General features: G+C 36.2%; 14 protein-coding genes and 1 pseudogene. 10 read left to right on the top strand and 5 right to left on the bottom strand.

The annotated features are described in order from the left end of the window. Positions 1 to 5: 5 nt before the first annotated feature. Both WAX78_RS06855 and WAX78_RS06850 read right to left on the bottom strand, forming a co-directional pair. Positions 6 to 374 carry a hypothetical protein gene (locus WAX78_RS06855; RefSeq protein WP_336481554.1) on the bottom strand — a complete coding sequence of 123 codons (369 nt, stop codon included), beginning with the start codon at positions 372 to 374 and terminating at the stop codon, positions 6 to 8. Positions 375 to 434: 60 nt separating this feature from the next. Continuing rightward, a complete protein-coding gene (locus WAX78_RS06850; protein ID WP_336481553.1) occupies positions 435 to 620 on the bottom strand; it encodes a YqzH family protein in 186 nt (61 codons plus the stop codon). A gap of 231 nt (positions 621 to 851) precedes the next feature. Between WAX78_RS06850 and argC the strand changes: the two genes are divergently transcribed. The 7 genes from argC to WAX78_RS06815 all read left to right on the top strand — a co-directional run bounded on the left by argC (position 852) and on the right by WAX78_RS06815 (position 6,884). Continuing rightward, positions 852 to 1,889, top strand: a complete 1,038-nt coding sequence (argC, locus tag WAX78_RS06845) for an N-acetyl-gamma-glutamyl-phosphate reductase (protein WP_336481552.1) — start codon at positions 852 to 854, stop codon at positions 1,887 to 1,889. A gap of 9 nt (positions 1,890 to 1,898) precedes the next feature. Continuing rightward, positions 1,899 to 3,125 (top strand): bifunctional glutamate N-acetyltransferase/amino-acid acetyltransferase ArgJ, encoded by a 1,227-nt coding sequence (argJ, locus tag WAX78_RS06840; RefSeq protein WP_336481551.1) that lies wholly within the window; start codon positions 1,899 to 1,901, stop codon positions 3,123 to 3,125. A gap of 11 nt (positions 3,126 to 3,136) precedes the next feature. Beyond that, a complete protein-coding gene (argB, locus tag WAX78_RS06835; protein WP_336481550.1) occupies positions 3,137 to 3,931 on the top strand; it encodes an acetylglutamate kinase in 795 nt (264 codons plus the stop codon). Continuing rightward, positions 3,900 to 5,054: an acetylornithine transaminase gene (locus tag WAX78_RS06830; RefSeq protein WP_336481549.1), complete on the top strand. Its 1,155-nt coding sequence runs from the start codon at positions 3,900 to 3,902 to the stop codon at positions 5,052 to 5,054. The genes argB and WAX78_RS06830 overlap by 32 nt, the downstream gene beginning before the upstream one ends. 13 nt (positions 5,055 to 5,067) lie before the next feature. Continuing rightward, complete coding sequence (gene argF / locus WAX78_RS06825) at positions 5,068 to 6,015, top strand: ornithine carbamoyltransferase (protein WP_336481548.1); 948 nt, start codon at positions 5,068 to 5,070, stop codon at positions 6,013 to 6,015. A 107-nt stretch (positions 6,016 to 6,122) separates the two neighbouring features. Beyond that, on the top strand, positions 6,123 to 6,674 hold the full coding sequence (locus WAX78_RS06820; protein ID WP_336482003.1) for a DUF2062 domain-containing protein: 552 nt from the start codon (positions 6,123 to 6,125) through the stop codon (positions 6,672 to 6,674). A 54-nt stretch (positions 6,675 to 6,728) separates the two neighbouring features. Continuing rightward, the gene (locus tag WAX78_RS06815) at positions 6,729 to 6,884 is read left to right on the top strand and encodes a hypothetical protein (RefSeq protein WP_336481547.1); all 156 of its coding nucleotides are present in this window, start codon (positions 6,729 to 6,731) and stop codon (positions 6,882 to 6,884) included. A gap of 24 nt (positions 6,885 to 6,908) precedes the next feature. On the opposite strand, the gene WAX78_RS06810 is transcribed toward WAX78_RS06815, so the two are convergent. Next, complete coding sequence (locus WAX78_RS06810) at positions 6,909 to 7,355, bottom strand: MarR family winged helix-turn-helix transcriptional regulator (protein ID WP_336481546.1); 447 nt, start codon at positions 7,353 to 7,355, stop codon at positions 6,909 to 6,911. A gap of 288 nt (positions 7,356 to 7,643) precedes the next feature. Further along, on the bottom strand, positions 7,644 to 8,423 hold the full coding sequence (locus WAX78_RS06805; RefSeq protein WP_336481545.1) for a GDSL-type esterase/lipase family protein: 780 nt from the start codon (positions 8,421 to 8,423) through the stop codon (positions 7,644 to 7,646). A 295-nt stretch (positions 8,424 to 8,718) separates the two neighbouring features. On the opposite strand from WAX78_RS06805, the gene WAX78_RS06800 reads away from it, so the two are divergent. Beyond that, the gene (locus WAX78_RS06800) at positions 8,719 to 10,917 is read left to right on the top strand and encodes a bifunctional 2',3'-cyclic-nucleotide 2'-phosphodiesterase/3'-nucleotidase (protein WP_336481544.1); all 2,199 of its coding nucleotides are present in this window, start codon (positions 8,719 to 8,721) and stop codon (positions 10,915 to 10,917) included. Positions 10,918 to 10,943: 26 nt separating this feature from the next. Here the strand turns inward: WAX78_RS06800 and WAX78_RS06795 are convergent. Next, a pseudogene (locus WAX78_RS06795) lies at positions 10,944 to 11,489 on the bottom strand (Na+/H+ antiporter NhaC family protein); the annotation flags it as partial. A gap of 152 nt (positions 11,490 to 11,641) precedes the next feature. On the opposite strand from WAX78_RS06795, the gene WAX78_RS06790 reads away from it, so the two are divergent. Beyond that, on the top strand, positions 11,642 to 13,093 hold the full coding sequence (locus tag WAX78_RS06790) for an RNA-guided endonuclease InsQ/TnpB family protein (RefSeq protein ID WP_336481543.1): 1,452 nt from the start codon (positions 11,642 to 11,644) through the stop codon (positions 13,091 to 13,093). Positions 13,094 to 13,210: 117 nt separating this feature from the next. Then, positions 13,211 to 13,603 carry a hypothetical protein gene (locus tag WAX78_RS06785; RefSeq protein ID WP_336481542.1) on the top strand — a complete coding sequence of 131 codons (393 nt, stop codon included), beginning with the start codon at positions 13,211 to 13,213 and terminating at the stop codon, positions 13,601 to 13,603. Positions 13,604 to 13,652 lie beyond the last annotated feature (49 nt).

The raw sequence follows: 13,652 nt of genomic DNA, 5'->3' as shown, positions 1-13,652 counted from the left end.
ATCTCCTATTTTTTATTCATTAAATTTTCTATTGCTGATTCTAGTTCAGTATTTTTTTTGTAATAATATCCGTTAATTTCGGAAGTCGTGAAACTGCCTACTTCTTCGTCCTTGTTATACATCTTTACGGAATATATATATCCGACTATTTTTTCTTGTTTTTTTTCTAGTGTGAATGTAATAGACTGCATGCGATTGATCCATTCATCGATATGTGTTTGATTTGTGATAATCGTATTTTCTCCGTTGCCTTTTGTTATTTCTATTTTGGTTACATGAACATGAGGATAAATGTCTGTAAAGTGTATGATGTTATTTTGGCAAGCTGTTAAAAAGAAAGTAAGTAATCCGAGAAGAATAAAAATTTTTTTCATTTTTTATAATCTCCTTTTCATGCTTCCTACTCCTTTAACATGTTATAAGTTTCTCAATCTCTAAGATAGCGTAATGTATTCATATACAACATCCTCTATAGCCTCATACAAATCAATCTCTGTATTATTAGAAATCATGTTTTGAATACGTTCTACAAGCATTTTATAGTCTTCTTGTGAAGTTGGCGTACATTGATATTGTTGAAAACTTTTTATAATCATTTTTTGAATTAGTTTTTCATTCATGATTTTTCCCACCTACATCTATATATGTATTGTTTTTATTGTACTTGAATTAGAAAAGAAAGTCTCTATATTGTTAATTTGCATAAAAATTCATGCGTTTTAAAAGTTTTATTAGTAAAACGACTTTTTATATCAATTTTTATTATTTAAAAATTTATAAATATTTAATTGACTTCATAAATATACAATATTATAATCATACTTAAATCTAAAAGGTAATGAGGAGGAATTATGAAAGCGGCAATTATTGGGGCAACTGGATACGGAGGACTTGAGCTTTTACGGTTATTAACACATCACCCAAGCATTACAGTGACATCGGTACATTCTTTTTCACAAATTGGAGAAGTTATGACAACACCTTATCCTCACTTATCTACTTTTATTTCTCATACATTAGAAGAAGTAGATGTTGAAGGTATTGCAAAAGAAGCAGATCTTGTATTTTTAGCAACACCGGCTGGGGTGTCAGCGAATTTGACTCCAAGTTTACTAGAGGCTGGTATGAGAGTTATTGATTTATCTGGAGATTTTCGAATTCGAAAGCCGTTTATATATGAAGAGTGGTATAAAAAAACAGCTGCGAAAGAAGAAGTATTACAACAAGCTGTGTATGGATTAACGGAGTGGAAAAAAAGTGAAATTGCAACTGCAAGATTAATTGCGAATCCAGGATGCTATGCGACTGCAACGCTACTGGCGGCCGCGCCGTTAGTAAAAAACGGAATAATTGAAGTGGATTCACTTATTATTGATGCAAAATCAGGGGTTTCTGGAGCTGGAAAGACACCAACAAGTATGACGCATTTTCCAGAAATTCACGATAATTTATACATTTATAAAGTAAATGAACATCAGCATGTCCCGGAAATTGAGCAAATGTTGCAAGAATGGGATGAGAACATGAAACCAATCACATTTAGTACACACCTTATTCCAATTACAAGGGGAATTATGGTAACACTCTATGCAAAGGTAAAGCAAGAGATAACAGATGTTACACTTCAGCAAATTTATGAAGAGAGTTATTGCCACTCACCGTTTGTAAGAATACGAGAAAAGGGAGTTTTTCCAAGTCCGAAAGAAGTAAGGGGATCTAACTTTTGTGACATCGGAACGGCTTATGATAAACGGACGGGACGAATTACGATTGTAGCAGTCATTGATAATGTAATGAAGGGTGCAGCTGGGCAGGCTGTGCAAAATGCAAATATATTGGCAGGAGTGGAAGAAACGAAGAATTTACACTTTATGCCGCTGTATCCGTAAGGGGGAAGAATGATGATTGAAACGGCATTATGTACGAAGATAGAAAACGGTTCGATTGTAACACCAAAAGGGTTTGCAGCGATTGGAATTCATGCAGGATTAAGAAAAGAGAAAAAAGACATAGGAGCAATCCTATGTGAAGTGCCAGCTAGCTGTGCGGCTGTTTATACGCAAAATCAATTTCAAGCAGCTCCTCTTGTTGTTACGAAAGAAAGTATTGCTGCCAAGCAAAAATTACAAGCCATTATTGTCAATAGTGCAAATGCAAATTCTTGTACAGGGGCAAAAGGACTGCAAGATGCATATGAAATGCGTGCATTAGTAGCCAAGCAGTTTCATATAGAGGAGCATTACGTTGCGGTAGCATCTACAGGAGTTATTGGGCAGCCTCTACCAATGGAAAAAGTGCGAAGTGGTATTGCTTCTTTACAACCATCAAAAGAAGTAGAAATTGCTACATCATTTTATGAAGCGATTTTGACAACAGATTTAGTTGCGAAACAATCGTGCTATAAGCTCTCTATTGAAGGAAAAGAAGTTGCAATTGCCGGGGCTGCAAAAGGATCAGGGATGATTCATCCGAATATGGCAACGATGCTTGGGTTTATCACGACTGATGTGAATATTGAAAGTGAAGTATTGCAAAGAGCTTTATCCCAAATTACGAATCAAACATTTAATCAAATTACAGTTGATGGAGATACATCTACAAATGATATGGTACTTGTTATGGCAAGTGGATTATCAAACACAACCGCAATATGTGAAGGGCATCCAGAATGGGAGAAATTTTTGATGGCGCTTGGAAAGGTTTGTGAAGATTTAGCAAAACAAATTGCAAAAGATGGAGAAGGAGCAACAAAGTTAATTGAAATAAATGTGCATGGCACACGAACTGTAGAAGAAGCAAATATGATTGCGAAGAAAATTGTTGGTTCCAATCTTGTGAAAGCAGCTGCATACGGTGAGGATGCAAACTGGGGTCGTATTATTAGCGCAATTGGACAAAGTGGCATTGTCATTGAGCCAAGTACGGTTGATATTTATATCCAGTCGATTGCGGTATTAAAAGGTAGTGAACCGCAACATTTTTCAGAAGAAGAGATGAAACAAATGTTACAGCAATCAGAGATTGTTATGGATGTATATGTACATATTGGCAAAGCAAGCGGAAGAGCATGGGGATGCGACCTAAGTTATGAATATGTGAAAATTAATGCTTGTTATCACACATAAGGAGAGAAGAGATGAGAGAGCGTATTGTAATAAAGTGTGGCGGTAGTATGTTAGCTCATTTAGGCGAAACATTTTTCCAATGTATGAAACAAATGGTAGAAATGTATGATGTGATTATTGTTCATGGCGGTGGACCTGAAATTGATGCGATGCTAAACAAATTAAGTATCCCGATTGAAAAAAAAGATGGATTACGTGTGACAACAGCAGAGGTAATGGAAGTTGTGCAAATGGTATTATGCGGTAGTACAAACAAGACATTGGTTTCAAAGCTAAATGAACAAGAGCTTGGAGCGATTGGATTATCCGGTTGTGATGGAATGCTATTGAAAGTTGCTCCATTAGAAGAGGAATTTGGCTTTGTTGGTGAAGTGCAATATGTTCAAACAATGCTGCTAGAACATTTGTTGGCAAATCGATTTGTTCCTGTTGTTGCGCCTGTTGGAGTAATGGATGGGCAAGTATACAACGTCAATGCAGATACAGCGGCAGCAGCAATTGCGACAGCGATGAATGCGAAAAATTTAATTTTTATTACAGATGTAGATGGTGTCATATATAAGGAGGATCTCCTTGAGCAAGCAGAGGAAAAGCAGCTTCTTGAGCTTATAGACAATGGAATTATTACTGGTGGAATGATTCCGAAAGTAAAAGCAGCACTGATGTCATTGGAACTAGGTGTGAAGGATGTTGTAATTGTAAACGGTACGCAACGTTTTCTGACAAATAAAGGAGAGTGGGTTGGTACAACAATAAAAAAGGGGGGGATTTATAATGGGACAGCATGTTTTTCCAACATACAGTAGACGAAACATTGAAATTGTGAAAGGCAGCGGCACAAAGGTTACAGATAAACAAGGAAAGCAATATTTAGATTTTACTTCTGGAATTGCAGTATGCAATTTAGGACATTGTCATCCAGCGGTCGTAAATGCTGTAGAAAAGCAATTAAAAACAATATGGCATATTTCAAATTTATTTCCGCATACAGTGCAAGAAGAAGTAGCCGCGTTATTAACGAAAGATCGAGAATTAGACTACGCATTTTTTTGTAATAGCGGAGCTGAAGCGAATGAAGCAGCGCTGAAGTTAGCCCGTAAGTATACAGGGAAATCAGTCGTAATTACGTGTAAACAATCGTTTCACGGACGAACGTTTGGAACAATGAGTGCAACAGGACAATCTAAAATCCACGATGGATTCGGCCCGCTCCTTCCAAGTTTTCTGCATCTACCTTTTAATGATATTGTTGCATTTCGAGAGGCAATGAATGAAGAGGTTGCAGCTGTTATGGTAGAAATTGTGCAGGGAGAAGGTGGTGTTCTTCCAGCAGATATCACATTTTTACGTGAAATCGAGAAGTTGTGTCATGTATACGGAGCACTTTTTATCATTGATGAAGTGCAAACAGGAATCGGGAGAACAGGGACGTTATTTGCATATGAACAAATGGGAATTTCACCTGATATTGTCACAGTCGCAAAAGCACTTGGAAATGGTATTCCAGTTGGAGCGATGCTTGGTAAGAAAGAGTTAGGGTCTGTTTTTTCTCCAGGAACACATGGTTCGACGTTTGGTGGGAACTTTATTGCTATGACAGCAGCAAAAGAAGTATTACAAATCATTTCACAGTCTTCTTTTTTGCAAGAAGTACAAGAAAAGGGAACATATTTTTTACAAAAATTACAAGAAGAATTGCAGGATATAGATTGGATTATTGATATTCGCGGGAAAGGGCTTATGATTGGGGTTGTTTGCAAGGGAGAAGTTAGTGATATGGTGGCAGCGCTAGAGAATGAAGGGCTGCTTGTTTTGCAAGCTGGGCCCAATGTACTGCGTGTATTACCGCCACTTATCGTAACGAAAGAAGAAATTGATGAAGCAGTGCATATGATGAATCGTGTATGTAAACAAGCATTGATTAAATAGAGGGGGAATTCGTATGAAAACAATGTCTGTACCTAAACTTCAAACAAAGGATATTTTAACATTAGAAGAATTAACGAAAGAAGAAATAATTGCAATTATTGAATTTGCGAAGTATGTAAAAGAAGAAAAAACATTGCCCTTATTAAATGGTAAAATTTTAGGATTAATCTTTGACAAACATTCTACTCGTACGCGTGTATCATTTGAAGCTGGTATGGTTCAGCTTGGAGGACATGGTATGTTTTTAAGCGGTAAAGAATTGCAGCTCGGCAGAGGAGAAAGTATTGCAGATACGGCTAAAGTGTTGTCACAATATATTGACGGAATTATGATACGAACATTTTCACATGCAGAAGTAGAAGAATTAGCAAAAGAAGCGACAATTCCGATTATTAATGGACTAACAGATGATCACCATCCATGTCAAGCACTGGCAGATTTAATGACGATTTATGAAGAAGTGAATACATTCCAAGATATCAAACTTGCATATGTTGGAGATGGAAATAATGTTTGTCATTCACTGCTGCTTGCGAGTGCGAAAGTGGGAATGAATATTACAGTTGCAACGCCTCCAGGATATGAAGCGGATGAAGAGATTGTGAAACGTGCGATAGAAATTGCAAAAGGTACAGGAGCTAAAATTGAAGTTACGTATAATCCAAAAGAGGCTGTTAAAGAATCGGATTTTATTTATACAGACGTTTGGATGAGTATGGGTCAAGAAGATAGTAAGGAGAAATATGAATTATTTCAGCCATATCAAGTAAACGAGCAGCTCACTCAGTATGCAAAATCAACTTATCGTTTCTTACATTGTTTGCCCGCTCATCGTGAAGAAGAAGTAACCGCAGCAATTATTGATGGGCCACAATCAATTGTATTTCAGCAAGCCGGCAATCGTTTGCATGTACAAAAGGCATTATTAGTCAGTTTATTACAAGAAAAACAACCTTCTTAATAATGGAAGGTTGTTTTTTATTCAAAATGTCTTATTGAAATTTCGCATTTTCTCTTTGTATACTTTATAATAGTAAATAAAAGAAAAATATAAGAGAGATGATTCAGATGCGAGTTAACAAGAAAACGTATTCATTCTTTCAGCGTATTTGGCGAGGAATGAAGTTAAATTATTATAAATTATTGCGTGCACCAGAAGGCGCGAAAATTGTATCAAGAGGATTTGCTGTTGGTTTTGGAATAGAAATGCTAGTTATTCATACAGCTTCTCTCGTATATCTTATTTTTTATCCGCTCGTTCGATTATTTAACGGTTCGTTTCCAGCAGCTGTTATCGGCAACCTTATTGGAAAAGCAACATTTTTACCTGTTATTCTAATTCCTTTCGCACATGCACTCGGAAAACTTATTTATCCATTTGAAGTAAAAAAAATGCCGTATCACCACTATACAATAAAAGATTTTTTTTCAAGTCATGGGCTAACGATGTTAAAAAACCTGTTACAAAACGAAGTGTATGTAATAATCGGAATGACAATTATAGGAATTATATTCGGCATAATTGCCTATTTTGTTATGTACTATTTATACGAGAAAAACCGCAAAATAAGATTGACAAGAAGAAAGAAACAAATAAAAAGCCCCATTACACAAATATAATGAATGCACATCAAATTTCCTTTTTGAATATGCTTCTAAAAAGGGGGAAAGTTGATGTTTTTTTCTTATTATGCTCCTAGGTACTATCAGCGTATTGTATATTATCCTGTCCCGTACGTAAGACAGATTCAACCATCACAAGAAAGTAAACCGTATTTAACTACTTGGCCGTATTCCAATGTATATTATGGAAACTATTACGAAACATAAAGCTGCTTCTGTCTAGAAGCAGCTTTATATATTTGCTTTCATAATTAAGTTTTGAATTGTTTGTAGCGAATGGGTCAGTTGTTCCCGGTCGCTTGATGATAACGTTTGTAAATTTTCCTTCAGTTTTTCTAAAAGGAATTGTTTGTATTGATTTACCAATAATTTTCCTTCGGCTGTAAGTGACATTAAAATAACACGCCGATCTTTTTCGCTATAATGGCGCTCTACAAGTTCTTCTTGAATGAGTTTATTTAGCAATGGTGTCATATTCGGTCTTGAAATAGCTAACCGTTTTCCGATTTCTGAAACCGCTAATGTATCTCGTTCATGCAATAACAATAACACCTGTGTATGTGATGGTGGCATATGTCTACGAGAAGAGAACTCTCCAGGAAGCATAAACTTGCGATAAAAAAGAGGCACTAACGAAAGAAGATGATCAACGATACGCTCCCACTCACGTGACTCCATATAACAGGCCCCCTTCTATTCTTATTGTAACAAAAAATTATGATGTATAAAAATAGAATTATTTGCTTGTATCTTGATTCCGCCCAAACAAGCGGTATGTGTGAGCGGTACAAGAGGGAATCCCGTCTGTAAGGCCTGATTGGTTAACCATAAGTAGGAAAATCGTCTACTTATGAAAGTTTCACTTTATCCCGCCCAAACCGGCGGTAGTTTGGGGTAATTCAAGATGAAAAACCGCCTGTAAGGGCCCGATTGGTTCAACTAACAATAAGTAGGAAACCCGCCTACTTATTGAAGTTTCACTTTATATGACAACACTTGCTGTACAAAGGATTCTGCAATTTTTTCATATCCTTTATCATTCGGGTGGACTTGATCGTATAGTAAGTCTTTTTGGTCACTTGGTAATAATTTGCGAATCGGTAATACGAGCGAAGGCTGATTTTCTTTTGAAATCGAATATATTGTTTTGTTCCAGCTATCTAAGAAAACATTTGCGTAAGAAGCAATGGAACCTTCGAGCTTTAATGGATTATAGAGCTCAGATAAAATGAGGAGTGCATTCGGATTAGACATACGAATGGTCTTTACAATGTTTTGTAAATCGCGTTCAAAACGATCTTGCTCTTCATTTAATAATTTCATTCCTTCCGTAATACCGACATTTTTGTTTATGTGTAAAATGTTATTCCCACCAATACTAATTGTAATAATGTGGGCATCTTTTATTTTTTGTTTTACTTCTTCTGTTTGTACCATTTGAAGTAAACCATCTGTTGTTAAGCCGTTTACAGCAAGGTTATCGACAGTAATTTGTTTGTGCAATTGCTCTTCTAATTCCTGAGAAGCAATTTGTGTATAGCCACCTTGTGTAGACCCGTAGCCTTTTGCAAGAGAATCACCTAAGACAAGATGATGTAGTGTTGCATCTGTTTGTGAATCAATCCAGTGCGGAACGGTTGCTGTTGGAGATTCCTTTTGAACATTTGTCTCATGATTCTTTTCATAATCCAACAATATAATGATAAGAAGGAGGAGACAAAGTGCAGATAAAATGACCTTTTTCATCGTTATACTCTCCTTATAGATGCTTATTGTACCATATTCATTAGGGGGGGGGATGGGATAGGCATTATGCCTTCAAAAAAAATTTACATAATTTTTACGGAAGATTTGTAGAAATCTGTCAAATTACATTGACGATATAAATTCCTGTTCGTTATGATAGATGTCAGACGGGTAGATTTATTATGTTCTCAGAAGAAGTAAGACACCTAACTTCTTTCAGAATTTGACGGTGTGAAGGGATACACACTAATATTCTATTTTGTCGCATGGGATTATTTTACAAGGGGGATTTTATGTGAAAAAATCGGCAAAAACGTTAGTTGGCGCTGTACTTGCATTGGGAGTGATTGCTCCGCAAGTATGGCCTACACCTGCATATGCAGAGGGGGAGGAAAGTACTGTAAAACTAAGAATATTAGAAACTTCTGATATTCATGTAAACTTAATGAATTATGATTACTATCAAACAAAAACAGATAATAAAGTAGGATTAGTTCAAACGGCGACTCTTGTGAAGCAAGCGAGGGAAGAATCAAAAAACTCTGTTTTATTTGATGATGGAGACGCACTGCAAGGAACACCGCTTGGCGATTATGTAGCAAAAGTAAAAGGGCTAGATGGAAACTATGTGCATCCATTATATCGTTTAATGAACATGATGAAGTATGACGTTATTTCTCTTGGAAACCACGAGTTTAACTATGGTTTAGACTTCTTAAACAAAGCGATTAGCAAAACAGAGTTTCCTGTAATTAACTCTAATGTATATAAAGATGACAAAGATAGTAATGAAGAAAATGACCAAAATTACTTCAAACCGTATCATATATTTGAAAAAGAGGTAGAAGATGAGTCTGGTCAGAAACATAAAGTGAAAATTGGTGTAATGGGCTTTGTTCCACCGCAAATTATGAGCTGGGATAAAGCAAATTTAGAAGGAAAAGTAAAAGCGAAAGATATAGTAGAAACAGCGAAAAAAATGGTTCCAAAAATGAAAGCGGAAGGTGCAGATATTATTGTTGCATTGGCGCATTCTGGCATTGATAAGAGTGGGTACAATATTGGAATGGAGAATGCCTCTTTCTATTTAACGAATATTCCTGGTGTTGATGCGGTATTAACAGGACATTCCCATGCGGTTGTAACCGATACATTTAATGGCGTTCCGGTTGTAATGCCTGGTGCTTTTGGGAGTAACTTAGGAATTATTGATATGGAATTGAAGCAAGTCAATGGAAAATGGGAAGTACAAAAAGAGAAATCTAAACCTGCTGTTCGTCCAATTGCAGACAGTAAAGGAAATGCTTTAGTAGAATCAGATAAATCTTTAGTAGAAGCAGTAAAAGATGATCATGAAGCGACAATTAAATATGTAAATACACCAGTTGGTGAAACGACAGCACCAATCAATAGTTATTTTGCTCTTGTAAAAGATGATCCATCTGTTCAAATTGTAACAAATGCACAAAAGTGGTATACAGAGCAGAAGATGAAGGGTACAAAATTTGAAGGTATGCCAATTTTATCAGCAGGTGCACCGTTTAAAGCAGGTGGACGTAACGGATCTACATATTATACAGATATTCCGGCGGGAACGCTTGCAATTAAAAACGTTGCGGACTTATACGTATATCCAAATACATTATATGCAGTGAAAATAAATGGTGCTCAGTTGAAAGATTGGTTAGAAATGTCCGCTGGTCAATTTAACCAAATCGATCCAAAGAAAACAGATGAGCAAAAATTAGTGAATATTAACTATCCAACATATAATTTTGATATATTAGATGGCGTCAAATATGAAATTGATGTAACGCAGCCAGCTAAGTTTGACAAAGATGGAAAAGTTGTAAGTGAAGCTGCCAATCGTATTGTGAACTTAACGTATGATGGAAAACCAGTAACAGACGGTCAAGAGTTTATTGTAGCAACGAATAACTATCGTGGTAGTAGTCAAACATTCCCAGGTGTAAGTAAAGGAGAAGTAATTTTACAATCTCCTGATGAAACGCGTCAAATTATTGTAGAATATATGAAACAAATGAAAACAATTAACCCGACAGCCGATAAAAACTGGACGTTTAAAACAGTTACCGGTGAGAATTTGAATGTCACATTTGATTCTTCTCCAAACGCCCAAAAATATATAGAAAAAGACGGGAATATTTCTTATGTTGGTCCATCAGAAAATGAATTTGCGAAATACGCAATTGATTTAACGAAAAACAATGAATCAACTGGTGGAGATAACGAGAGTGATAAACCAACAACGCCGCCAGATAATAATAACGGTGGAGATCAGCCGAAAACACCAGAAGATAATAAGAATGGCGAAGAGCAATCAACAACAGTAGATTCAGTCCAAGATCAAGACAAAACAGATCATAGCTTGCCGAATACAGGAGCGAATGTGTTTACGACATTAGCAACAGGACTAGCATGTATTGGTGCAGGTGCGTTAGCACTATTTAGAAGAAAAAAATTAAATAAATAATAAAGAAAAGTCCGCTGCTTAGCAGTGGACTTTTCTTTATTCCATGAAAGACCAATGCCTGTGAATCCAACAAGTAAAGTGATGATTGGACAAAGTAAACAGAAAACGGTGTATGGAAGGTAGCTCATTGTTGGTACGTTTAAGACACTTGCGAGAAATACACCGCTAATTCCCCACGGTACGAGCGGATTAATAACTGTACCGGCATCTTCTAATACACGTGATAGATTGCGATGTTTTAATCCCAGTTCATCGTATTTTTCTGCAAATGCTTGACCCGGTAAGATAATTGATAAGTATTGTTCACCGAGTAAAAAGTTAACCCCGATTGCAGTAATTGCTGTCGAGAAGATTAAACGTCCGCTCGTAGTGACAAAGCTTGCAATTGCTGCCATAAGCTGTTTGATAATCCCTATCTCTTGTAGTAATCCTCCCATGCCAAGTGAAAGGAAAATAAGAGCAACAGACATTAACATACTTTGTAACCCGCCGCGTGTTAATAAACTATCAATGTCTTTTACACCTGTATGCGATACATATCCGTTTTGCATAATGTTGATTAAATTTGCAAGAAAACTCCATCTTCAAAACGTGTAGGGCATAGCCCAGTTTAAGGTGGAGATGAATTGCCATCGCATTTGTAAAAATATTTTTGTAACATGGCGAATGTATGTTCTTTTTGGCCGTTTTATAGTATTATGAAGGAAAGAAGGAGGTGAACATGATGACAAAAGAAAAAGAATATGCATCCTATCAAATTTGGATCAAGAAAGGTCATAAATTGTACATCTACTTCATGGAAATGTGTCAAAATGCAAAAAATCTATACAATACGACAAATTTCTATATTCGCCAAGTGTATACGGCTTTACGTACGGATCAACCATTACAGCCGCTTCAACAAGAAGTTCTTCATACATTACAAGCACATATTGAAATCATGAATGAAAATCAACTTCATGCGTACCAAAAGCGCGTGCAAAAACAGAAAGAAAAACCTGTTAAAGAACAAAAAGAAATGAAATGTAACTTGTTTACATTCCCGACACAAGAGAAATCGTTCCTATCGTATCATTTCTTAGATTGCTTGTTTAAAACAATGAAACAACAAGATTATATGAACTTACCAGCGCAAACGAATCAAGCAGTTATGAAGAAGTTGTATCAAAATTGGAAATCATTCTTCGCTTCCATCAAGGCATACCAAAAACATCCTTCCACTTTTACTAGCAGACCTCGCATTCCAAAATATATCAAATCATCTATGAAAGAAATTGTATTCACCAATCAAGTATGTAAACTCCAGGATAATTACATTCGTTTTCCAAAAACAAACATGAAATTAAATATTGGCAAATTGTTCGGACATATCGAAAATCTAAAAGAGGTACGTGTTTCTCCTGCTTACGGGAAATTTAAGGTAGAAATTGTAACAGAACAATCTGATTCAGCACCTGAACATGTAGACAACAACCGTTTTATGAGTATTGATTTAGGGATCAATAACATTGCAATTATCACAACGAATACAGGGACCACTCCTGTGTTAGTAAAAGGCAATGTGATCAAAAGCATCAATCAATACTACAACAAACAAAAGGCTCATTTACTGAGGATTCTTCGTCATGGAAAGGAACCAAAAGAAGGACCACACACATCAAAGCGTTTAGAGAGGCTTCATGAGAAACGGTTTCTTAAGATAAAAGATTTCTTTCACAAAATCAGTTACCACATTGTTCATTTCGCAGTTCAACATGAGATCTCTATGATTGTGGTTGGGAAAAATACATCATGGAAACAAAACAGTAATATGGGAAAACGACAGAATCAATCCTTTTGCCATATCCCACACAATCTACTCATTGAAATGATCACCTATAAGGCAAAACGAAAAGGTATTCCTGTACAAGTAGTGGAAGAATCGTATACAAGCAAGGCATCCTTTCTAGATAATGATGTGATCCCCACTTATGGAGAGGAAGACATTCCTGTATTCAGTGGAAAACGGATCACACGTGGCTTGTATCGTACGGAAGAGAATAAACTACTAAACGCAGATGTGAATGGTGCTTATAACATCTTAAAAAAAGCAGTTCCAAAGGTGTTTGCCAATGGAATAGAGGGGTTGTGCCATCAGGCAGCTGTGTCAACTCCACTCGTGTTAAGCATCTTTTGAAGGTGATACACGAGAAACCCGCACTTCAAGATCCGAAGGAGATAAGTGGCGGGAGTTTTCATACGATAGGGATAATATAAAGAAAATTAACACAAATTATAATAATTGTTCGTTATAATGAATTTGAGAGGAGGAGAAAATATGAAGATGAAAATAATAATTGTTTCTATGGTGTTCATAGTCGTCGGCGGCGCTGGAATTTATACAGCGGTTGCGGCATCTCCTAATTTAATAAAGACAAGTGCTGAAAAACCAAAAGAAACGATACAACAAAGTAAAAAAGAAAAGAGCATAAGTGAAGAAGAGAAAATGCATAAAACAGCTAATAAATTAGGAGTTTCTACAGAAGGGAAAACAAAAGAACAGATCCAAAAAGAAATAGATGCAGTGCGTTCTGAAAAGCGCCAAGAGCTTCTTCGAGAGTATGCAAAAGAATTGGGAATTGAAATAGAAGGCAAAACAGATGAACAATTGATACAGGAGATTGGTAAAATTCAGCACAGTAAATAGAGCGGCTTATCATATGATAAGTCGTTCTTTTTTAAGAATATTATTGTTT

Source organism: Bacillus yunxiaonensis (assembly GCF_037104695.1).
Taxonomy (GTDB): domain Bacteria; phylum Bacillota; class Bacilli; order Bacillales; family Bacillaceae_G; genus Bacillus_A; species Bacillus_A yunxiaonensis.
This window is presented reverse-complemented; position numbering and strand designations above follow the sequence as displayed.